The sequence below is a fragment of the Solirubrobacter pauli genome, assembly GCF_003633755.1.
In the GTDB taxonomy this organism is placed as follows: domain Bacteria; phylum Actinomycetota; class Thermoleophilia; order Solirubrobacterales; family Solirubrobacteraceae; genus Solirubrobacter; species Solirubrobacter pauli.
Genome location: NZ_RBIL01000002.1, coordinates 247,037 through 267,640 on the forward strand (window position 1 = coordinate 247,037; position 20,604 = coordinate 267,640).

Genomic DNA, 20,604 nt, shown 5'->3' on the forward strand with positions numbered 1-20,604 from the left:
TCCCTCGGGATCGAGCGTCCCGGGTGCAGAGTGCGGATCGCGAAGGTGCAGTTCCTGGCTTCCGGGGGTTCGCCCGGACACAGTGGCGCGACCGCGCCGGAATCTCACCGGCTTCCTTGCACCTCGCGCTGACTGCCGGATCGTAGAGCACGTCACCCCCAGAATGCGACCAGGGTGATGCAGACGACGATCTCGGTGAGCTTGGCGGTGGCCCCGTAGCCGTCCCCGGTGATGCCGCCGAGGGTGCGCTGGAGCGCCACGGCGGCGGCCGCGACGGTCGCCGGGGCGGCGATCAGGGCGGGCCAGGCGCCGGCGAGGACGGCGATGGCGGCGGCGATCACGGTGGCCGCGGCGAGCGGCAGCGCCGTGGGGCGCAGGAGGCTACCCGCGCCGCCCGGCTTGGCCGGCTCGAGGAAGCCCACGGGGAGGATCGCCCAGCGGCTGAGGACGTGCGCGACGATCAGCGTCTTGACGGCTTCCGTGGTCGGGAGGGCCGCGACGCTGGTGGCGACGAGGGTGATCGCCAGGATCAGCGCGGTCGCCCCGAACGCGCCGACCCGCGGGTCCTTGAGGATCTCGAGCCTGCGGGCGCGGTCGACGTGCGCGCCGGTGGCGTCGGCGACGTCGGCCAGGCCGTCCTCGTGCAGGGCACCGGTGATGAGCACGGCGACGGCGATGGCCAGCAGCGTCGCGGGGAGCGGCGGCAGGGCCTGATCGGCGGCGGCCCTCGTCCCGGCCGCGGCGCCGCCGACGATCAGGCCGACGAGCGGGAACGACCAGGCCGCGCGGCTCAGGTCCGGATCCTGGGGCCAGCCGACCGGCAGCCGCGTGAGGAAGGCGAGCGCCGTCCTCACGGGCGGGTGAGCGCGGCGATCAGGCGGTCGGCGTCCTCGCGGACCGCCACGCGGATGTGCTCGTCGTCGAGGCCGAGGTCCTCGGTCGGGCGGACGGCGATGCCCTCCGCGCGCAGTCGCTCGGTGGTGCCGGGCGGGACCTTGACCAGGAGGAAGTTCGCGGCTCCGGGATAGACGTGCAGCCCGGCCTGCCGCAGGCGGGCGGCGAGCGCGGCCCGGTGCGTGGCGGTGCGCTCGATCACGCCGTCGTCCTCGGCGCGCTCGGCCCAGGCGGTCATCGCGGCGAGTGCGAGCGCGTTCACCGGCCATGCCTGGCGGCGCGCGTCGAGGCGCGCGACGAGGTCGGGCGCGCCGATCAGGTAGCCGGCGCGCAGGCCGGCGATCGAGAACGCCTTGGTGAGGCTGCGCAGGACGACCGTGTGCTCGCTGCCGGCGACGGACGGCTGCGGGTGGGCGACGAAGTCCATGAAGCTCTCGTCGACCACGAGCGTGCGGTCGGGGCGGGCGAGCGCGCTCACGGCTTCGGCGCTGTGCAGCGTGCCGGTCGGGTTGCACGGGTTGGTCACGAACAGCAGCGCGACCTCGTCGTCCACCTCGGGCAGCGTGAACGGCGGCGGGCGGTCGATCAGCGTGGGTGTGCGGCCGTGCGCGCGGAGCGCCGCGCGCGGCTCCCCGAAGGCGGGCATGACGATGCCCGCGGGGCCGTCGACGGTCGCCGCGAGCAGCCAGAAGCCCTCCGCAGCGCCGTTGAGCACCAGCACCTGCTCGGGGGCGACGCCGTGACGGGCGGCCAGCGCGGCGCGGGCCTTCGTCTCGTCCGGGTACGGGCCGATGTTCGCCCAGGCGGCCTGGACGGCGTCCGTGAGCCAGTCGGGCGGCGGGCCGGCGACGACGTTGACGGCGAAGTCCTCGTCGCCCGGCCGGACCATCTTGTCCCCGTGCGGCGCCTTCATACAGGCCCAGGGCCTTTATCGAGGTCGAGGGTTCGGCCGGCGACGACGAGCACGACGCGGTCGGCGTGCTTGGCGAGCGCCTGGTTGGCGTCGCCCAGCAGGTCCAGCCAGCGGCGCGAGGCCGGGTCGGGCGGCACCGGGCCCAGGCCGGCCTCCTCGGCCACGACGATCACCGGCTCGGGGTGCGCCTGGAGCGCGGCGACGCCCGCGTGCACGATCGGGTCGACCGCGCTCGAGTCGTTGTCGTCGAACGCGCCGTGGCGGTACATCACGCCCGCGATCCAGACGCCGAGGCCGTCGAGCAGGACAGGGCCACCGGCCTCCTGGAGCGCGGCGCCGAGGTCGTCCTCGACGTTGATCGTGCGCCACTCGGGCCCGCGGCGCGCCTGGTGGACGGCGATCCGCTCGCGCATCTCGTCGTCGTTGGCGGTGGCCGTGGCCAGGTACGTGCCGCCGCTGAGCAACGACTCCGCGTACGAGCTCTTGCCGCTGCGGCGGCCGCCGAGGACGAGCGTGAGGCTCATGCGTCGTAGTAGATGAGCGCGTTGACGGCGGCGACGGCGACGGCTGAGCCGCCGCGCTCACCACGGTTGGTCACGAACGGCAGGGCCGATTGCGCGAGCGCCTCCTTGGCCTCGCTCGCACCGACGAAGCCGACCGGCAGGCCGACGATCAGCGCGGGGTCGGTCGGCGGGTGCTCGAGCAGCTCGAACAGCGCCGTGGGGGCGTTTCCGATCACCCAGACGGCACCGGCCGGTGCTTCCCGCGTGGCCAGCCGCATCGCGGTCGCCGAGCGGGTCAGACCGGGCTCGGGCGTCTTCGCGCGCGGGTCGTCGAGCGGCACGATCGGCGTGCGGCTCGTGATGCCGGCCGCCGCCATCCGGGCGTCGCAGTAGACGGGCGCGCCGTTGAGCAACGCCTCGCGGCCCTTCTGCAGCGCGTCCTCGTCGAGCACGAGGCTGTCGCCGAAGCTCAGGTCGGCCGCGGCGTGGATGACGCGCTCGGCGACCGCGCGCGACAGCGGCGGCAGATGGCTGAGGTCGATCCGCGACCGCAGGATGCGGTAGCTCTCGACTTCGATCGGATGGATCACTCTGGGCATTCGGCCACCGCGCAGGTCGCGTGTTCGGAACGGGTCTTGGGCACGAGCAGCCGCGTGCCGGAGAGCAGGGCGGCCGCCTCGGCGACGCTCGGCGTGCCGACGTGCCGCGCGACGACCGCGCTCGGCGTCGGCACGTCGACGGTCGCGAGCGCGTCCGCCGGGAACGTCCGCAGCGGCACGCCGAAGTGCGCCGCGGCCGCGAGCATCGCGGGCTCCTCGGCGCGCCGGTCGACGGTCGCGAGCGCGACGAGCTCGCCGGCCGGCAGCGCGCCTTCGACGAGCTCGACGAGCTCGTCGGGCGGGCACCCGAGCGAGCAGCCGACGCCGGCGACGAGCCGCGCCGTCACCGGCGCCCCACGATCACGGTCACGGGGTTCTCGGCGGCCAGGCGGTGGCCTCCCGCGAGCGGCTTGACGCGGCTGGCTTGGAGCGTCGTCGCGTGCACCTCGAAGCGCGCGGACAGGGCCTCGATGGTCGGCGCGATGCGGTCGACCAGGGCGAGCGTCACGACCACGGTGCGGCAGTCGGTGTCGCCGACGAGCGTGAGGATGTCGGGCAGCAGCGCGCCGCCACCGCCGACGAACACGGCGTCGGGCGCGCGCAGGGCGCGCAGGGCGTCGGGCGCGGTGCCGCACACCGTCGTCACCGGCACGCCGTGGGCGGCGGCGTTGCGGGTGGCGAGCTCGATGGCGTCGGCGTCGTCGTCGATCGCGGTGACCGCGGCGCCGAGCCGCGCGCACTCGATCGCCACGCTGCCGCTGCCGCAGCCGACGTCCCAGACGTGGTCGCCGGTGCCCGGGCCGAGGGCGGCGAGCGCGAGCGCGCGCACCTCGGCCTTGGTGATCAGGCCGCGGCGGTGCTCGAAGTCGGCTTCCGGAAGTCCCCAGCGGGTGGGCGTGCGCGGCGGCCAGACCGTCGCGCGGCCGGTGGTCGGCTCGTGCACGATCACGACGTTCGGGTCGTTGAACGGCGGTGTGGCGGGCACGCGCTCGTCCGGTGTCCCGAGCGCCTCGGCCACGACCGGGTGGCGGGCCGCGAGCGCCTCGACGATCGCCTCCGCGTTGCCCGGCTGCGTGAGGATCGCGACCTTCGGGTGGCGCAGCGCGGTGTTGATCGCGGCGCGCGGGTCACGGCCGTGGGCGGAGACGACGAGCGCATCGTCCCAGGCGATCCCGAGCCGCGCGAACGCCACCGCCACCGACGAGGGCGCTGGGTGGACGACGAGCTCCCGCGTCAGCGCCGAGAGCGCGCGCACGATGCCGAAGAAGCCGGGGTCGCCGGACGCGAGCACGACCACGCCGGCGCGCTGCACCAGCGCGCGCAGCGTCGCGTCCAGGTCCTTGCCGAGCACGACGTGCTCCTTGCCGGGCGCGAGCCGCTCGAGCACGGCACGGCCACCCGCGACGACCTGCGCGCCCGCGAGCAGCGACTCGGTCCCCGGCGGCACGGCGCCGCCCGCCACACCCAGGACGTGCAGCTCAGGCACGCTTCTTCCTGTACCGGCTCGGTGCGCCGAGGCGGCGGTAGCGGTGGCCGTAGCCCGGGTCATAGACGTGCGACTGCCCCGCGTTCTCGGCGCTCCCGAGCGCGGGCCCGAGGAGCACGAGCGCCTGCGTGGTGATCTTGGCCTCGCGGATCTTCACCCCGATCTCGTCCAACCGGCAGCGGAACACGATCTCGTCCGGCCAGCTCGCCTTGTACACGACGGCGGTCGGCGTGTCCGGCGCGTAGCCGCCGTCGAGCAGGTCCTGCTGGAGCTCGCGCGGGCGGCGGACGGACAGGAACAGCGCCATCGTCGTGCCGTGCGCGGCCATCGCCTGGAGCTGCTCGTTGGGCGGCATGTTCGTCCGCTGCGCGCGGCGGGTGATGATCAGCGACTGGCTGACGTCGGGCACCGTCAGCTCCTGCCCGAGGCTGGCGGCCGCGGCCGACAGCGACGACACGCCCGGGACGATCACGGTGTCCAGGCCGAGCGCCCGGCACGCGCCGAGCTGCTCGTGCAACGTGCCGTAGAGGGTCGGGTCGCCGGAGTGCACGCGCGCGACGTCCAGGCCCTCCTCGGCGGCGCGCTTGTAGATCGCGAGCACGTCGTCGAACGTCTTGTCGTCGGACGGGATCTGCTCGGCCTGCGGCGCGTGCGCGAGCACCTCCGGGTCGACGAGGGACCGTGCCCAGATCACGATGTCGACCTCGCCGAGGATGCGCGCCGCGCGGAGCGTCAGCAGGTCGGCGGCACCCGGCCCGGCGCCGACGAAGAACACGGTGCTCATGCGGGGACGGTCTCTCTTCTTCGCGCGCGGACGAGGTCGGGTCTGAGCCCGAGCAGGGCCTTGATGATCAGCGCGGTGAGCACGCCCTCGATCAGCGCGACGATCGCGTACGGGCCGAGGATCGAGGCGGCGAGCGTGCCGCGGTCGATCGCGTGGTCGGCGCCCACGGTCATCTCGAACGTGAAGATGAGCGCCGCGAGCATCACGGAGATCGCGGCGGTGATCCCCGCGGCGAGCGGGAACGGCAGCGGACGCCGCAGCGCGACCAGCAGCGGATAGCCGAGGAACGCGGGCACGAGCGCGAGGTTCGTGATCGTCAGCCCGAGCGTGGTGAACCCGACGCTGCCGAACACGAGCGCCTGGATCAGGCACACGGTCGTGATCGTCAGCGCCCCGAGCCACGGCCCGAGCAGCGCGACCGCCAGCGCCCCGCCGAGCAGGTGCGCGTTCGTGCCGACCGTCAGCGGGACGAACGGCGCCTCGCCGACGAGGAAGAACGCGGCTGCCAGGCCCGCCACGGGCACGTCCTTCTCGCGCGCGGTCGCGGCCGCGCGGCGCAGGCAGACGCCCACGCCGATCACGGCCGGCACGAAGCCGAGCGCCGCGGCCTCGCCGGTCAGGAAGCCGTCGGGGATGTGCACGTGAGCTCCAGCGCGGCGGCGGTGCCGACCACGAAGGTGACGGGGGGAGGCAGGGGGGCGGGCAGGTCGGTCAGCGTGCCGCGCAGGATCTTCTGGCGGTCGCGGGAAGCGGCGCTGATGGCGGCGATCGGCGTGTCCGGCGCGCGCCCGCCCTCGATCAAGGCGGCCGAGATGCGGCGGATGTGGCCGCGGCCGGTGAGGATGACCAGGGTGCCGCCGAGCGCGCCCAGCGCGTGCCAGTCCGGCGGCTCGGCGTGCTCGTCATCGTCGTCGCCGGAGACGAACGTGGCCGTGACCGAGTTCTGCCGCAGCATCAGCGGGATCCCGGCCGCGGCCGGCGCGGCGAGCGCCGACGACACGCCGGGGATGACGTTGACGGCGATGCCGGCGTCGCGGAGCGCGATCGCCTCCTCGCCGCCGCGCGACGCCACGAACGGGTCGCCGCTCTTGAGCCGCACGACGTCGCCCTGGCGCCCGAGCTCGACCAGCAGCGCGTTCACCTCGGCCTGAGGGAGCGCGCGCTGCCCGGGAGCGAGCCCGACGACGTGGCGCTCGGCCGCCTCGGGCGCGAGCGCGACGATCGCGTCCATGCTGGGCCGGTCGTAGACCACGACCCGCGCGCCGCGGATCAGCTCGGCGGCCGCAAGGGTGAGCAATGAGGGATCGCCCGGGCCGGCGCCGACGAGGTGGACGGTCACGCGGCACCGCCATGGGCGGGGGAAGCGGGTGCGGTGGGCGGCGCGGCGGCGGGCGTGACGGGCGCGGGCGTGGCGGCGGTGATCGGCGCGAGGTCGCGCAGCGCGACGAGCCACTCGCCCGACCACATCGCGGTCTCGCCGGCGACCAGCACGAGCGAGCGCATCGTGACCGTCGACGGGTCGAGCGTCGCCAGCGTCGCGTGCTCGAGCGTCTCGCCCGCGCGGGCGACGTCGGTCGCGACCACCACCGGCGTGTCCCCGGGGCGGTGCTGCCGCAGGATCGCCAACGCGCGGTCGAACGGCTCGGTGCGCGTCTTCGAGCGCGGGTTGTAGAGCGCGAGCGCGACGCCGGACATCGCCAGGCCCGTCAGGCGGCGCTCGACCGTCTCGAGCGAGAGATGCAGGTCGGAGAGCGACAGGGTCGCCCAGTCGTCGGCGAGCGGCGCGCCCAGGCGCGCGGCCGTCGCCAGCGCCGCGGTGACGCCCGGCACGACCGTCACGTCGATGCCCTCGGCCATCGCGAGCGTGCGCGCGGCCATGCCGTGCACGCCGGCGTCGCCGGACGACACCAGCGCCACGCGCGCGCTCTTCGCCCGCTCGACCGCCTCGCGCGCCCGCGCCAGCTCCTCGCCCATCTTGCCGCGCACGACCTCCTGCTCACCGAGCAGGTCCGCGCACTGGTCGACGTACGGCCCGTAGCCGACTACCACCTCGGCTTCGCGCACGGCCCGTTCCGCCGCCGCGGTGCGGTGCTCAGGGCCACCCGGGCCGAGGCCGACGATCCACAGGCCGCTCATGCGACGAGGGGGTTGAAGCCGGCGGGCAGCTCGAGCCGGTGCGCGCGCATGAAGCCCTCGTCGGCCAGCACCTCGCGGGTGGGGCCGTCGGCGACGACCTGGCCGTTGTCGAGCACGACGGCGCGCGGGCACAGCTCGAGCGCGTAGGGGAGGTCGTGCGTCACCAGCAGGGTCGTGAGCTTCAACGACCGCAGCACGTCCAGCAGCTCGCGGCGCGCGGCCGGGTCCAGCGCCGCGGTCGGCTCGTCGAGGATCAGCACGTCCGGCCGGCACGCGAGCACGCCCGCGATCGCCGCGCGACGGCGCTCGCCCGCGCTGAGCGAGTGCGGGGCGCGCGTGGCCAGCTCGTGGATGCGCACGGCCTGCAGCGCCTCGTCCACCCGCGCGCGCAGCGCTTCGCCCTCGAGCCCCTGGTTGGCCGGGCCGAACGCGACGTCCTCCTCGACGGTCGGCATGAAGAGCTGGTCGTCGGTGTCCTGGAAGACGATCCCGGCGCGGCGGCGGATCTCGTTGCGGGTCCGGTTCGACAGCCCGACGCCGGCGACGGAGACCGTGCCGGTGAGCTCTTCGATCGCGCCGCACGCGGCCAGGGCGAGCGTCGTCTTGCCCGCGCCGTTCGGCCCGAGGATCGCGACGCGCTCGCCGGCGCGCACGTCCAGGTTCACGCCCTCCAGCGCGGCCGTGCCGTCCGGATACGCGTAGCGGAGATCCTGCATCGAGAGGATCGTCGGGCCGGGCTCGACCGGCGCGGCGGGGCGGAGCGCGGGCAGCACGAGCGGCGCGCGCGTGGCCCGGCGGGACCGGCGCGAGCCGCGCGCCGGACCGTCGCCGTGCGGCGTCAACGAGATCGGCGTGCCGACCTTGTCCTCGTAGCCGGGCAGGCGCACGCGGTACGTGCAGAGGTCGCAGTTCATCCGCACGTCGCCGTGCAGCGCCTCGCGGTAGCGCTCGATCACGAGCCGGGCGAGCCGCCGGTCCGGCCCGAGGTGCGCGGCGGCGACCACGGCCAGGTCGGGGTGCTGGGCGGCGAACTCGTCCGCCTGCGCGTAGATGCGCGGGACGAGGATGCCGGTGAACAGGAAGAACGGGACGACGGCGATCCGCGTCGCACCCAGGCGGCGGCAGCGCTCCAGGGCTTCGGCGACGGTCGGCTTGGCGACGCCCGCGAAGGCCGGCTCGACCAGGCCCAGCCCGCGGTTGTCCGACAACAGCCGCGCGACCTTGTACAGGTCGGAGGTGGCGTCGGGATCGCTCGAGCCGCGCCCGACGAGCACGACCGCCGTGTCCTCGGCGACGTCGCCGAGCGCCGCGCGGGCACGCTCCTCGACGATCTCCAGCACGACCGGCTCGATCCCGAGGTCGCGACCCATGTGGAAGTGCACGCCGGGATGGCGAGACCGCGCGCGGGTGAGCGCGGCGGGGCCGTCGTTCTTCAGATGCCCGGCGGCGAGCAGCACGAGCGGCACGGAGACGACCGAGCGGCTCCCGCGGGCGACGAGCTCGTCGATGCCGGCGTCCACGAGCGGCTCGGCCAGCTCGATGAAGCCGAATCCGACCGACAGGTCGCCGGCGGCCTCGCGCACGTGCTCGGCGAGCGTCCAGAACTCCTCGGTGCCGTCGGCGTCACGGGTGCCGTGGCCGACGACCATGAGCGACGGCGGGGCGGCCGCCGCGGGGGCGGCGAGCGTGCCGGCGGCCGGCGAGGACGCGTCGGCGCGGTCGTGCGCGGTCACGCGACCCACCCCCGCGCGATCACGAGCACGGCCACCGCGGCGAGCGGCACGATCGCCGCGCCCACCCACGCCAGCGGCGACGCGGCCGGGGTCAGGTGCAGCGTCGGCATCCGCCCGTCGTAGCCGCGCGCGAGCATCGCGGTGTGCACGCGCTCACCGCGCTCGAACGTGCGCAGCGCCAGCGCGCCCATGCCTCGCGAGGCCGCGCGCGACTGCCACAGCCAGCGGGCCGCGTCGCCGCGCTGCGTGCGGGCGAGGCGCATCCGCCGCACCTCGTCGGTCAGCACCTGCAGGTAGCGGATGGCGAACCCGGCGATGGCGACGAGCTGGCGCGGCATCCCGAGCCGCTCGGCGCCGCGGAGGATCTCCGCCGGTTGCGTCGTCCAGGCGAGCACGCCGGTCGCGAGCACCGCCAGGGTCGCCTTCGCGAGGATGCCGAAGGCCAGCCACCAGCCGTCCTCCGCCACGAAGGGCAGCACGACCACGAACAGCACGAAGGGGATCTCCATCACCAGCCGACCGGCCAGCATCCGCGGATCGACGCGCGCGAACACGGCCACGGCGAGCAGGATCGCAGCGTCGATCGCGTACGGCCACACGAGGTGCCCGCGCGGGACGAGCGCGACCGCCACCACGAACAGGATCGTCGCCGCGACCTTGCACTCGGCCGGCGCGCGGTGCAGCGCCGTCTCGACGGTCGCGTTGACCTCCTGCTGGTGGGCCTGGCTCACAGGCGGCCTCCGCGGCCCGCGCGGCGGGGCGGCGCGATCACGGTCGAGAAGTACGGCGCGCGGCCGTCCGGGGCGACGAGGGTCTGCTTCGCCCGCCCGAGCTCCTCGCCGTACACGGGCTCGCGGCCCGCTTCGTCCACGGCGCGCAGCACGTCCGGCAGATGGCGGCCGCCCTTGTAGACGATCACGGTGTCGAAGCTCGCCAGCGCCTCGCGCAGCTTGTCGTCGCCCGCGGTGTACGGGACGAGCGCGAGCCGCTCCTCGCCCTCGGCCAGCACGGTGCCGGTGCGGGACGCGAGGTCCTGCATCGCGGTGATGCCGGGCACCGTCTCGATCGTCACGTCCGGCAGCAAGGCGCGCACGGTGTGGGCGATGTAGGTGAAGGTCGAGTAGACGTTCGGGTCGCCGATCGTGGCGAAGGCGGCGGTGCCGGCGCGGGCGACCTCGGCGATCAGCGCGCCGGCCTTGTCCCAGTGCTCGTCGCGGCTCGCGGCGTCGCTCATGGCGAAGTCCAGCGGCGTGCACTCGACGTGCTCGGACACGATCTCCGCCGCCCGTCCGAGCGACGGCACGAACACGCGGTCGGCCTCCTTCAGGGCGCGCAGCGCCTTCAACGTCAGGTGCTCGGGGTCGCCCGGACCCACGCCGATGCCGATCAGCCGCACGCCGCCACCAGCCGGTCCGCGACCTCGGGCGTCGCCGCCCAGTGCGTGTGCAGGTAGGACGCGTGGACGTTGCCCTGCACGTGACCCTCGCGCCCGCGCTGGTGCTCCCACGCGTTGCCCGCCGCGGACACCTTCGAGTAGTGGAACTCGTGGCCGCGCGTGGTGGTTCCGGCCGGCCACACCGGATGGTCGGAGAGCGACGTCGCCTCGCGGTAGCCGAGCGTGAGCCGGTCGCCCATGTGGGCCTCGACCGGCAGCACGCCGCACATCGGGCGCTCGTCGAGCGTCTCGGCGAGGTACAGCAGGCCGCCGCACTCGGCGAGGATCGGGCCGTCGAAGCGCGCGATCTCCTCGCGCAGCGCGGTGTTGGCCGAGAGCTCGGAGCCGAACACCTCGGGGAAGCCGCCGGCGAGGATCAGCGCGTCCGCCTCGGGGAGCGCCTCGTCGTGCAGCGGGTCGAACTCGGCCAGCTCGGCGCCGGCGCCCGCCAGCAGCTCGAGGTTCTCCTGGTAGTGGAAGGAGAACGCGGGGCCGCGGGCGATCGCGACCCGCACCTTCGCGGTCTCCTCGCGCGGCGCCCACGCGTCGCCGGGCAGCTCGGGCGCGGCCTGCGCGAGCTTGACGAGCGCGTCCAGGTCCAGGTGCTGCTTGACCGCCTCGCCGAGGTGCTCGATCACCCTGCGGGCGCGAGGCGCGCGCTCCGCGACCGGCACGAGGCCGAGGTGGCGCTCGGGCACCTCGAGGTTCGCGTCGCGGTGCAGCGCGCCCAGCACCGGGATGTCCGGCAGCGCCTCGCGCAGGATGTCGGCGTGGAAGGACGAGCCGACGCGGTTGAGGATCACGCCCGCGACGTTCACGTCGGGGTCGAACGTGCGGTACCCATGGACGATCGCGGCCACGCTGCGCGCCATCGCCTCGCAGTTGACGACGAGCACGACCGGTGCCTGCAGCAGCTTGGCGACGTGCGCGGTGGACGCCAGTTCGCCGCGGCCGGACGCGCCGTCGTAGAGCCCCATCACGCCTTCGATCACGGCGATGTCGGCACCCTTGGACCCGTGGCGGACCAGCGGCGCGATCAGCTCGGGCGTGCTCAGGAACGCGTCCAGGTTCCGGCCGGGGCGACCGGTCGCGAGCGCGTGGTAGCTGGGGTCGATGAAGTCGGGGCCGACCTTGAACGCGGCGACGTTCGAGAGCGCGGCCATGATCCCGGTCGCGATCGTCGTCTTGCCGGCGCCACTGCTGGTGCCCGCGATGACGATCCGCGGGATCACCACTCGATCCCCTGCTGCGCTCTGATGCCCTGATCCATGGGGTGCTTGATCTTGACGACTTCGCTCACCAGGTCCGCGGCCTCGATCAGCCCGGGCGACGCGTCGCGGCCCGTGATCACGATGTGCTGGAAGCCCGGCCGGTTCTTCAGCGTCGTCACGATCTCCTCCTCGGAGATCCAGCCGTACTTGATCGCGTACGTGAGCTCGTCGAGCAGCAGGAACTCGTAGCGCTCGGACTCGATCCGGCGCTTGACCTCCGCCCAGCCCTCGCGCGCCTTGTCGGCCGACTCCTCGAGGTCGCGGCTGATCCACGTCCAGCCGTCGCCCATCTTCTCCCAGTCGATGCCGCCGAGCTTCTCGGCCGCCTTCGCCTCGCCGACCTTCCACTTGCCGGACTTGACGAACTGGAACACGCCGCAGCGGTAGTCCCGGGCCCACGCGCGCAGGAGCATCCCGAACGCCGACGTCGACTTGCCCTTGCCGTGGCCGGTGACGACGATCAGCAGCGGCTTGTCGCGCGGCTTGCGCCGCTTGGGCTCGCTCGAGCCCTTGTCCTCGGGCGTGTGCGGGACGTCGATCTCGGTCATGCGGCCTGCTCCAAAGGAAGGATTTGCGCGCCGGCCGCCTGCGCGAGCTGCGCGGCGAGGCCGAGGCGGACGGGGCCCTGCTCGCCGTCGAGCACCACGAGGCCGGCGGCGGTCTTCGCGAGGGACTGGATGGCGTGCAGCGCGGCCTCGCGGTCGTGCGCGCGGCCGTCGGTGACGACCACCACGAGGGCGCGGCGGCTGGGGTCCCGGCGCTGCTCGGTGCGGATGATCAGCTCCGCCTCTTCGAGGCCCCGTGCGAGCGGGGTGCGGCCGCCGGTCGGCAGCGTCCGGAGCGCCTCGGCAGCGCGCTCGACGCTGCTCGTGGGGGACAGGTGCACGACCGCGTCGTCGCCGCTGAAGCTGACGAGCGCGACCTTGTCCCGGCGCTGGTACGCGTCGGTGAGCAGCCCGAGGACCGCCGCCTTGACCTGCGCCATCCGCCGCCGCGCACCCATGGATCCGGACGCGTCGACGCAGAACACGATCAGGTTGCCCTCGCGGCCGGAGCGGACGTGCTCACGCAGGTGCTCGCGCGTGACGGGCCGGCCCGCGGCCGCGCGCAGCGTGGCGGCGAGCGCGAGGTCGGTCACGGTGCCGTCGGCGGGCTTGGAGTCCACCGGCTCGCCGGTGGTGGTGCGGCTGCGCCGGCCGGCGGCGCCGCGGCCCTTGCCCTCCAGGGTCAGCAAGGGAGGCTTGCCCGGGGTGCCCGGGGCGTCCATCCGCTCACGTGAAGGCGCGCCTTCACGCCACGGACGATCCTCCGGTGGTGGCGCACCGTGGTCCCCAGGTGACGGTGCTTCTTCTCCTCCACCGCTGGGGGGCGGGGTCGGGTCCGGCTCGTCATCGGGCTCGGAGTCGCTGAGCGCCTGGTCGAGCTCGGCGTCGTCGAGGCCGGGCTGCTGGAGCGGACCGCGGCGGCGACGGTGGGCGAGCGCGAGCTTGGCGGCGCGCTTGACGTGCTCCTGCGTGACCTCGTCGTCGCCGTCCAGCGCCGCGAGCGCCGTGGCCGTGCGGGCGGTGACGATGTCGGCGCGGTGGCCGTCCACGCCCAGGCGCGCGCACGTGCCCGCGATCAGGAGGAGGATGCGGTCGGGGAGGCGGACGGCGGCCAGCCGCTCACGCGCGGCGGCGATCGTCGCGCCCAGCGCGCGCTCCTCGTCCGCGAAGCGGGCGGTGAACGCCGCCGGGTCGCGGTCGAACGCCAGACGGCGGCGGACGATCTCCACGCGCACGTCGGGGTCGCCGGAGCCGACCACCTCGACCGAGAGCCCGAAGCGGTCGAGCAGCTGCGGGCGCAGGTCGCCTTCCTCGGGGTTCATCGTGCCGACGAGCAGGAAGCGCGCGTCGTAGCTCGTCGAGATGCCGTCGCGCTCCACATGGACGCGTCCCAGCGCGGCGGCGTCGAGGAGGACGTCCACGAGGTGGTCGGGCAGCAGGTTGACCTCGTCCACGTACAGCAGGCCGTCGTGCGCGTTGGCGAGCAGGCCGGGCTGGAACGTGGCTCTGCCTTCGCCGAGCGCGCGGTCCAGGTTCAGGGTGCCGAGCACGCGGTCGGCGGTGGCGCCGATCGGCAGCTCGACCAGCGCGCCGTCGAGCAACGGCGCGAGCCCGCGCACGGCGGTCGTCTTCGCCGTCCCGCGCTCGCCGCGCACGAGCACGCCGGAGATCGCCGGGTCGACGGCGCACACGAGCAGCGCCTCGCGGAGGTCCTCCTGGCCCACCAACGCGCTGAACGGGAACACGCTCACGTCGACGCTTCCTCCAGGTCACCCTCGACGTCGAGGTACGCCTCACGCAGCGTGTCGAGCGAGGCCTGCGACGGCGCCGCCCACAGGCCGCGGTCGGCCGCTTCGAGCAGCCGCTCGGCGATCGCGCGCAGCGCCCACGGGTTCGAGCGCGTCAGGAAGTCCCGGACCTCCTCCGCACCCACGTACTTCTCGGTCACCTGCTCGTACATCCAGTCCTCGACGACGCCGGTCGTGGCGTCGTACCCGAACAGGTAATCCACGGTGGCGGACAGCTCGAACGCGCCCTTGTAGCCGTGGCGCATCATCGAGCCGATCCAGCGCGGGTTCGCCACGCGCGAGCGGAAGACGCGGCGCGCCTCCTCGGCCAGCGAGCGCGAGGCGGGCTTGGACGGGTCGGACGAGTCGCCGATGACCGCGCGCGGGTCCGCGCCCGAGAGGTGGCGGACGTAGGCGATCATGCCGCCGTGCTCGGCGAAGTAGTCCGAGCTGTCGAGCAGGTCGTGCTCACGCGTGTCGATGTTCTTGACCGCGACGTCGATCCGCGCGAACTGGCGGCGCATGGCGGAGCGCGCCTCGGCGCCGCCACGCCCGCGGCCGTAGGCGTGCCCGCCCCAGGCCTCGTAGACCTCCGCCAGGTCGGCGTCGTCGCGCCAGTTCTTGACGTCCACGAGCTGCAGGATGCCCGTGCCGTACGTGCCCGGGCGGCCGCCGAAGATGCGCGCGGTCGCGGCCTTCCAGTCGCCCGCGAGCTCCTCGACGTCGGCGAGCACGTGCTTGCGGACGAAGTTCTGCTCGACCGGCTCGTCGAGGCCGGCGACCAACGTCACGGCGTCGTCGAGCACGTCCACGAGGTGGGGGAACGCGTCGCGGAAGAAGCCGGAGATGCGCACGGTGACGTCGATGCGGGGACGGCCGAGCTCCTCCAGCGGGATCACGTCCAGGCCCTTGATGCGGCGCGTCTCGGGGTGCCAGACCGGCCGCACGCCGAGCAGCGCGAGGATCTCGCCCGCGTCGTCGCCGGCGGTGCGCATGGCGGCCGTGCCCCAGACGACGATGCCGACGGTCTCCGGCAGCTCGTCGTGGGAGGCGAGCAGCGCGTCGGCGAGCTTGGTGCCGGTCTCGTACGCGAGGTCGGACGGCAGCGCGCGCGGGTCGACGCTGTACATGTTGCGGCCGGTGGGGAGGACGTCCAGGCGCCCGCGCGTGGGGGAGCCGGACGGGCCCGCGAGCACGTGGTGGCCGTGGAGGCCGCCGATCAGCGCCGGGATCTCGTCGGCGGTCGCGAGCAGCTTCGGCAGGACCTCGGTCTCGGCCAGCTCGAGCACCTTGTCGGTCGCCGGGTCGCCGGTCTTGGTGCCGTCGTGCAGGAAGGCGCCGAGGATCTCGAGCTGGCGGTCGTAGTCCGGCACCGCCTCGGGGAAGCCCTGCAGGCGCAGGATCGCGTTCAGCAGGCCGCGCAGCTGCTCGCCCTGCGGCACCTGGCCGAGCACGTGCAGGCCGTCGCGCACCTGCAGGTCCTTGATCTCGCACAGGTAGCCGTCGACGTGCTCGATCAGGTCGCCGAAGTCCTCCAGCTCGGGCTGCTCGGTCTCCTCGATCTCGAGATCACGGTGCAGCTCGGCCTCGTGGAGGAGCGTCCAGATGCGGTTCGCGAGCGTCGGCAGCTTGGCGGGGTCGAGCGCCTCGGCGCGCGCGTAGTCGTCGAGCAGCTGCTCGAGCTTGGCCAGCTCGTCGTAGGTCTCGGCGCGCATCATCGGCGGCACGAGGTGGTCGATCACGACGGCGTGCGCGCGGCGCTTGGCCTGCATGCCCTCGCCGGGGTCGTTGACGACGAAGGGGTAGAAGAGCGGGATGTCGGCCAGGCAGGCGTCCGGCGCGCACGCCTCGGACAGGCCGAGCGCCTTGCCCGGCAGCCACTCGAGGGTGCCGTGCTTGCCCAGGTGGACGATCGCGTCGACGCGCTGGCTCAGCCAGCGGTAGGTCGCGAGGTAGTGGTGGGCGGGCGCGAGGCCCGGGTCGTGGTAGATCGCGACGGGGTTCTCGCCGTAGCCGCGCGGCGGCTGGATCGCGAGGATCACGTTGCCGAGCTCGAGCACGGCGATCACGAAGTCGTCGCCATCGGTGTAGTGCTCGCCGGGCGGCGGGCCCCACGTGTCCAGGATCGGCTTCGTCAGCCCCTCGGGAAGCGAGTTGAACCACTCCGTGTACTCGGCCACGGGGAGGCGGCTCGTCGCCTGGGCGAGCTGGTGGTCCGACAGGAAGTCCTGGTCGTGGCCGCCCGTCGCGATCAGCGCGTGGATGAGGGCGTCGCCGTCCTCGTAGTCGTGCTCGACCGTGTGGCCGGCCTGCTTGAGCGCCTCCAGCAGGACCATCGCGCTGGCGGGCGTGTCCATGCCGACCGCGTTGCCGATCCGCGCGTGCTTGGTCGGGAACGAGCTGAGCACGATGCCGGTGCGCTGCTCGCTCCGGTCGAGCGTGCGCAGGCGCGCGTGGTTCACGGCCAGCCGCGCGAGGCGGCCGCAGCGCTCGAGGTCGGGCGCGTAGTGGAGCGCCTCGAACGGCGAGTCCGGGATCGGCTCCTTGAAGGAGATCGGGACGCCGATGATGCGGCCGTCGAACTCGGGGATCGCGACCTGCATGGCGGCGTCCAGCGGGGTGAGGCCGCCGTCGGACTCGGCCCAGCGCTGGCGGGACGTGGTCGCGCACAGCGCCTGGATGACCGGGACGTCGAGCGCCTCGAGCGCCTCGGCGTGCCATTCGTCGCCCGCGTGGCTGCCGCCGGACGCGAGCACTGTGGTGATCAGCGCGTCGATCTCGCCGTCGAGGAGCCTGAGCGCGGGCGAGTCGCCGCGCAGGCTGTACGCCCAGACGGGGACGGGCTGGCCGCCGGCGTCCTCGATCGCGGCGCTCAGCGCGTCGATGAACGCGGTGTTGCCGGTGGCGAAGTGGCTGCGGTAGAAGACCACGCCGACGCGCGGGCGGCCGTCGCGGGCCGGGTTCTCCGGGTAGAAGCCGACGTCCTCGAGCGGCTGCGGGTCCTCGAACCCGAAGCCGGTGAGCGCGAAGGTGTCGCTCAGGAAGGTGAGCAGCTCGCGCGTGTTGTCGACGCCGCCGTGGCGCAGGTACTCGAAGGCCTGGCCGACGGCACCGGCGGGCGCGGTGCTCAGCTCCGCCAGCTCGGCGTCGGGGTCGGCCTCGCCGCCGAGGAGGATGAGGGCGGTGCCGTTGCGCTCGGCGAGCGCGCGCAGCTCGTTGATGCCCTCCGGCCAGGCTCGGCGGCCGCCGAGGAGGCGCACGACGATCACGCGCGCGCCGTCGGCGAACGCGGGGATGTCCTCGAGCGTGCTCGGGTTGGCACAGCGGACCTCGGGGAAGTCGGCGTCGAGCTGCTTGAGCGCATGCGCGGCGGCGAGGATCTCGGTGTCGGCCGTGGTCAAAAGACGGAGCACGCGGTGCCTCCTGGCGGGATGGTCGGGAGCCCTTCCGGGGCGCCTTGTTCGATCAGGTTGATGAGCGCGGGGGCGTCGACGTGCTCGCCGAACCAGTCCGCGAGCCGGTCGAGGTGGGCTTCGCGCACGTCGGCGAACGCGCGGGTGCCCGGGGTCCAGTCGCGGCCGGTGCGCTCCGCGACCCAGCTGAGGATCGCGCGCCGCACCTCGTCCCCTTCGAGGAGGCCGTGCCAGGCGGTGCCCAGGACGTCCTCCTGCTGGATCAGCGGCTCGTCACGGTCGACGCGGCCGTGGCGGATCTCGTACCCGGAGGCCGGGAGGCCGAAGACGGTGCCCCGGACCTGGCGGAGCAGCTTCTCGGGCGCGAAGGTCGTGTTGACGTCGAGAAGGCCGAGGCCGGTCGCGCTGTCGGCCGACTCGATGCCGTCCTCGATGGCGTGGCCGAGCATCTGGTAGCCGCCGCAGATGCCGAGGATCGGGCCGTTGCGGCGTTGCAGCGCGGTGTCCAGGCCGTCGTCCCGGAGCCGCTTGAGGTCTTCGACCGTGGCCTTCGTGCCGGGCAAGACGACGAGGTCGGCGCGCTCGACGTCCGCCGGCGAGCGCGTGTAGCGGACGCTCACGCCCGGCTCGGCCGCGAGCGCGTCCACGTCGGTGAAGTTGCTCATCCATCGGAGCCGGATGACCGCGACGTCGAGCGTGCCGGGCGTCGTGTGGTCCTGGCGGAGCGCGAGCGAGTCCTCGGCGTCGATGAACGGGCCGTCGAGCCAGGGCAGCACGCCGAACGTCTTCCGCCCGGTGAGGCCCTTGAGCATCTCCAGGCCGGGCTGGAGGATGCTCGGGTCGCCACGGAACTTGTTGATCAGGAAGCCCGCGATCAGCGCCTGGTCCTCGGGCTCGAGCAGCGCGAGCGTGCCGAACAAGGACGGGAACACGCCGCCGCGATCGATGTCGCCGATCACCAGCACGGGGAGGTTCGCCGCGCGCGCGAGGCCCATGTTCGCGAGGTCGCCCTGCCGCAGGTTGATCTCCGCCGGGCTGCCCGCGCCTTCGCAGACGACGACGTCATACCGCGACCGCAGGTCGGCCAGCGCCGCGACCACCGGCGCCTTGAGCTCGTGCTTGAGCTCCTGGTACGAGCGCGCGGTCGCGTTCGCGTACGGCTTGCCCATCACCAGGACCTGGCTCTTGCGGTTCCCGGACGGCTTGATCAGCACCGGGTTCATGGCCGCCTCGGGCTCGATCCCGCACGCCGCGGCCTGCATCGCCTGCGCCCGGCCGATCTCCGCCCCGCTCGGCGTGACCGTCGAGTTCAACGACATGTTCTGCGCCTTGAACGGCGCCACGGAGACGCCCTGCCGCTTCAGCCAGCGGCAGATCGCGGCCACCATCACGGACTTGCCGGCGTCCGAAGCGGTCCCGGTGACGAGGATCGCGCCCTTCATCGCCGGCTCCAGGCGATCGCGAGCGCCGCCGTGACGAGCGCGACGTTGCGCGCGAGCTTGACGGCGCGCTGGACGTCGTGCGGCTCGGGCGCACGCCCGCGGCCCAGCTCCGGCCGGTGCTCGACGCGCCCCTCGTAGGCGAGCGTCCCGCCGAGCTTGAGCCCGAGCGCGCCGGCGAACGCGGCCTCGACGACGCCGGCGTTGGGCGAAGGATGGGCGGACGCGTCCGCGCGCCACGCGCGCCACGCGGCCCGGCCCGGCGAGGGCGCGGCGGTGGGCGGCGAGGCCGCGGCGGCGGGCGGCGAGGCGGCGGTGGCGGGCGGTGTGGGCGGCGAGGCGGCGGGCGGCGAGGCGGCGGTGGCGGGCGGTGTGGGCGGCGAGGCGTCGCGCGGCGAGGCCGCGGCGGCGCCGGCCGTCGCGGCGAGCGCGACCGTCAGCGCGCCGGCCAAGCGTGCGGCCGGCCAGTTCGCGACGTCGTCGGCGCGCGCGCTCGCGGTGCCGAAGCGCGCGTACCGCTCGTTGCGGCGGCCGACCATCGCGTCCAAGGTGTTCACGGCGCGGTGCGCGAGCACGCCCGGCGCGCCCGCGACCGCGGCCCAGAACAGCGGCGCGATCACGGCGTCGACGGTGTTCTCGGCGACCGACTCGATCGCCGCGGCGCACAGCTCCGAGCCGTCCAGCGCCTGCGGGTCACGCCCGACGAGCGACCGGATGCGCACGCGCGCGGCCTCGATCTCGCCGCGATCGACGAGGTCCGCGACCGCCAGCGCTTCCCGCGCCAGCGAGCGCCCGCCCAGCGCGACGTACAACGCGACCCCACGCGCGGCCGACCGCGGCAGGACACGCTCGAGCGCCGCTCCGAGCAGCGCGGCGCCGCCCACGAGGACGGTCGCGTACGCCGCGCCCGCGCCGAGCGTCGGCCGGTACACGACCCGCTCGAACGCAGCGGCCGTCTGCCCGAACCCGGCGACGGGATGGAAGCGCCGCGGGTCCCCGAACACGGCGTCGCCGCCCACGCCGAGCACGATCCCGGCCGCGGTCATGCCGCCACGTCCGAACTTAAAGGTCCAGGACGTTTAACTTCGCGCTCGTTCACGCGCGTCACCGTCCACCGGCCGTCGTGGGCGTGCAGCTCGGTGATCGAGACGGGGGCGACGTCGATCCGCCAGAAGGCGCTCGCGGGCGCGTCGAGGGCGGTCACGACCGCGGCCTTGACCACGCCGCCGTGGGTGACGGCGATCCCGGTGCCGTCCTGCTGGGCCTGGTCGTCCAGCCAGCGGCGGACGCGCGCGAGCAGCGCGGTGAGCGACTCGCCGCCGTGCGGGGCGGCGTCGGGGTCGGTCATCCAGGCGTGGACGGCCTCCGGCTCGGCGGAGGCGATCTCGGCGAGGGGGCGGCCGGCCCAGGCGCCGAAGTCGCACTCGGCGAGGGCGGGCTCGACGCGCGTGACGGTCAGGCCCGCGGCGGTCTCGGCGGCTCGGCGGGCCGGGGAGATCAGGACCTCGCCCCGCGGGAGTCGCGCGGCCAGACGGGCGGCCGCGGCGGTGCCGGCGGCGTCGAGCGCTTCGTCCGCGCCGAACGCGGCCGCGCGGACAGCGGCCGTGGAGGCATGGCGCACGAGCAGGAGCCGCCGCATATGAACAACAGACCTCCTCGGGATGAC

At 74.4% G+C, this 20,604-nt stretch carries 20 protein-coding genes and 1 riboswitch; all 20 genes read right to left on the reverse strand.

Annotated elements, in window-relative coordinates; translation table 11 throughout:
• Positions 1-28: 28 nt before the first annotated feature.
• A riboswitch (cobalamin riboswitch) is annotated at positions 29-174 on the reverse strand.
• Entirely contained in the window at positions 153-854 is a 702-nt protein-coding gene (locus C8N24_RS20990) for an adenosylcobinamide-GDP ribazoletransferase (protein ID WP_170179288.1), read from the reverse strand. Its footprint overlaps the riboswitch before it by 22 nt.
• A complete protein-coding gene (locus C8N24_RS20995) occupies positions 851-1,807 on the reverse strand; it encodes an aminotransferase class I/II-fold pyridoxal phosphate-dependent enzyme (RefSeq protein ID WP_121253795.1) in 957 nt (318 codons plus the stop codon). The genes C8N24_RS20990 and C8N24_RS20995 overlap by 4 nt, the downstream gene beginning before the upstream one ends.
• Positions 1,804-2,331 carry a bifunctional adenosylcobinamide kinase/adenosylcobinamide-phosphate guanylyltransferase gene (locus C8N24_RS21000; RefSeq protein WP_121253797.1) on the reverse strand — a complete coding sequence of 176 codons (528 nt, stop codon included), beginning with the start codon at positions 2,329-2,331 and terminating at the stop codon, positions 1,804-1,806. The genes C8N24_RS20995 and C8N24_RS21000 overlap by 4 nt, the downstream gene beginning before the upstream one ends.
• Positions 2,328-2,909: a precorrin-8X methylmutase gene (locus tag C8N24_RS21005; protein ID WP_121253799.1), complete on the reverse strand. Its 582-nt coding sequence runs from the start codon at positions 2,907-2,909 to the stop codon at positions 2,328-2,330. The genes C8N24_RS21000 and C8N24_RS21005 overlap by 4 nt, the downstream gene beginning before the upstream one ends.
• On the reverse strand, positions 2,897-3,256 hold the full coding sequence (locus C8N24_RS21010; RefSeq protein ID WP_121253801.1) for a cobalamin biosynthesis protein: 360 nt from the start codon (positions 3,254-3,256) through the stop codon (positions 2,897-2,899). Before C8N24_RS21010 ends, C8N24_RS21005 begins: the two co-directional genes overlap by 13 nt.
• Positions 3,253-4,395 carry a precorrin-6y C5,15-methyltransferase (decarboxylating) subunit CbiE gene (cbiE, locus tag C8N24_RS21015; RefSeq protein ID WP_211340082.1) on the reverse strand — a complete coding sequence of 381 codons (1,143 nt, stop codon included), beginning with the start codon at positions 4,393-4,395 and terminating at the stop codon, positions 3,253-3,255. Before cbiE ends, C8N24_RS21010 begins: the two co-directional genes overlap by 4 nt.
• Positions 4,388-5,179 (reverse strand): precorrin-4 C(11)-methyltransferase, encoded by a 792-nt coding sequence (cobM, locus tag C8N24_RS21020; RefSeq protein ID WP_121253805.1) that lies wholly within the window; start codon positions 5,177-5,179, stop codon positions 4,388-4,390. Before cobM ends, cbiE begins: the two co-directional genes overlap by 8 nt.
• A complete protein-coding gene (locus tag C8N24_RS21025; protein ID WP_121253807.1) occupies positions 5,176-5,820 on the reverse strand; it encodes an energy-coupling factor ABC transporter permease in 645 nt (214 codons plus the stop codon). The genes cobM and C8N24_RS21025 overlap by 4 nt, the downstream gene beginning before the upstream one ends.
• Entirely contained in the window at positions 5,796-6,518 is a 723-nt protein-coding gene (cobA, locus tag C8N24_RS21030; protein ID WP_121253809.1) for a uroporphyrinogen-III C-methyltransferase, read from the reverse strand. Before cobA ends, C8N24_RS21025 begins: the two co-directional genes overlap by 25 nt.
• A complete protein-coding gene (locus C8N24_RS21035) occupies positions 6,515-7,315 on the reverse strand; it encodes a precorrin-3B C(17)-methyltransferase (RefSeq protein ID WP_121253811.1) in 801 nt (266 codons plus the stop codon). The genes cobA and C8N24_RS21035 overlap by 4 nt, the downstream gene beginning before the upstream one ends.
• Positions 7,312-9,048, reverse strand: coding sequence for a CbiX/SirB N-terminal domain-containing protein (locus tag C8N24_RS34735; RefSeq protein WP_147447916.1), 1,737 nt, complete (start codon positions 9,046-9,048; stop codon positions 7,312-7,314). The genes C8N24_RS21035 and C8N24_RS34735 overlap by 4 nt, the downstream gene beginning before the upstream one ends.
• On the reverse strand, positions 9,045-9,779 hold the full coding sequence (locus C8N24_RS21045) for an energy-coupling factor transporter transmembrane component T family protein (RefSeq protein ID WP_121253816.1): 735 nt from the start codon (positions 9,777-9,779) through the stop codon (positions 9,045-9,047). Before C8N24_RS21045 ends, C8N24_RS34735 begins: the two co-directional genes overlap by 4 nt.
• Positions 9,776-10,444 (reverse strand): precorrin-2 C(20)-methyltransferase, encoded by a 669-nt coding sequence (gene cobI / locus C8N24_RS21050; protein ID WP_121253818.1) that lies wholly within the window; start codon positions 10,442-10,444, stop codon positions 9,776-9,778. Before cobI ends, C8N24_RS21045 begins: the two co-directional genes overlap by 4 nt.
• Positions 10,435-11,715 (reverse strand): cobyrinic acid a,c-diamide synthase CobB, encoded by a 1,281-nt coding sequence (locus C8N24_RS21055; protein ID WP_121257876.1) that lies wholly within the window; start codon positions 11,713-11,715, stop codon positions 10,435-10,437. Before C8N24_RS21055 ends, cobI begins: the two co-directional genes overlap by 10 nt.
• Entirely contained in the window at positions 11,712-12,302 is a 591-nt protein-coding gene (cobO, locus tag C8N24_RS21060; protein ID WP_121253820.1) for a cob(I)yrinic acid a,c-diamide adenosyltransferase, read from the reverse strand. The genes C8N24_RS21055 and cobO overlap by 4 nt, the downstream gene beginning before the upstream one ends.
• Positions 12,299-14,050 carry a VWA domain-containing protein gene (locus C8N24_RS21065; RefSeq protein WP_121253822.1) on the reverse strand — a complete coding sequence of 584 codons (1,752 nt, stop codon included), beginning with the start codon at positions 14,048-14,050 and terminating at the stop codon, positions 12,299-12,301. The genes cobO and C8N24_RS21065 overlap by 4 nt, the downstream gene beginning before the upstream one ends.
• Positions 14,047-17,499, reverse strand: a complete 3,453-nt coding sequence (locus tag C8N24_RS21070) for a cobaltochelatase subunit CobN (protein WP_121253824.1) — start codon at positions 17,497-17,499, stop codon at positions 14,047-14,049. Before C8N24_RS21070 ends, C8N24_RS21065 begins: the two co-directional genes overlap by 4 nt.
• Complete coding sequence (locus tag C8N24_RS21075; RefSeq protein ID WP_121253826.1) at positions 17,484-18,941, reverse strand: cobyric acid synthase; 1,458 nt, start codon at positions 18,939-18,941, stop codon at positions 17,484-17,486. Before C8N24_RS21075 ends, C8N24_RS21070 begins: the two co-directional genes overlap by 16 nt.
• Positions 18,938-19,984: a CobD/CbiB family cobalamin biosynthesis protein gene (locus C8N24_RS21080; RefSeq protein WP_121253829.1), complete on the reverse strand. Its 1,047-nt coding sequence runs from the start codon at positions 19,982-19,984 to the stop codon at positions 18,938-18,940. Before C8N24_RS21080 ends, C8N24_RS21075 begins: the two co-directional genes overlap by 4 nt.
• Entirely contained in the window at positions 19,981-20,577 is a 597-nt protein-coding gene (locus tag C8N24_RS21085; protein ID WP_121253831.1) for a histidine phosphatase family protein, read from the reverse strand. Before C8N24_RS21085 ends, C8N24_RS21080 begins: the two co-directional genes overlap by 4 nt.
• Between the last annotated feature and the right edge of the window lie 27 nt (positions 20,578-20,604).

Excerpts from the sequence above, each read along its gene's own strand:
- C8N24_RS20995 (WP_121253795.1), bottom strand. The coding sequence starts at position 1,807 with ATGAAGGCGCCGCACGGGGACAAGATGGTCCGGCCGGGCGACGAGGAC.
- C8N24_RS21000 (WP_121253797.1), bottom strand. The coding sequence starts at position 2,331 with ATGAGCCTCACGCTCGTCCTCGGCGGCCGCCGCAGCGGCAAGAGCTCG.
- C8N24_RS21005 (WP_121253799.1), bottom strand. The coding sequence starts at position 2,909 with ATGCCCAGAGTGATCCATCCGATCGAAGTCGAGAGCTACCGCATCCTG.
- cobM (WP_121253805.1), bottom strand. The coding sequence starts at position 5,179 with ATGAGCACCGTGTTCTTCGTCGGCGCCGGGCCGGGTGCCGCCGACCTG.
- C8N24_RS21035 (WP_121253811.1), bottom strand. The coding sequence starts at position 7,315 with ATGAGCGGCCTGTGGATCGTCGGCCTCGGCCCGGGTGGCCCTGAGCAC.
- cobO (WP_121253820.1), bottom strand. The coding sequence starts at position 12,302 with ATGACCGAGATCGACGTCCCGCACACGCCCGAGGACAAGGGCTCGAGC.
- C8N24_RS21075 (WP_121253826.1), bottom strand. The coding sequence starts at position 18,941 with ATGAAGGGCGCGATCCTCGTCACCGGGACCGCTTCGGACGCCGGCAAG.
- C8N24_RS21080 (WP_121253829.1), bottom strand. The coding sequence starts at position 19,984 with ATGACCGCGGCCGGGATCGTGCTCGGCGTGGGCGGCGACGCCGTGTTC.
- C8N24_RS21085 (WP_121253831.1), bottom strand. The coding sequence starts at position 20,577 with ATGCGGCGGCTCCTGCTCGTGCGCCATGCCTCCACGGCCGCTGTCCGC.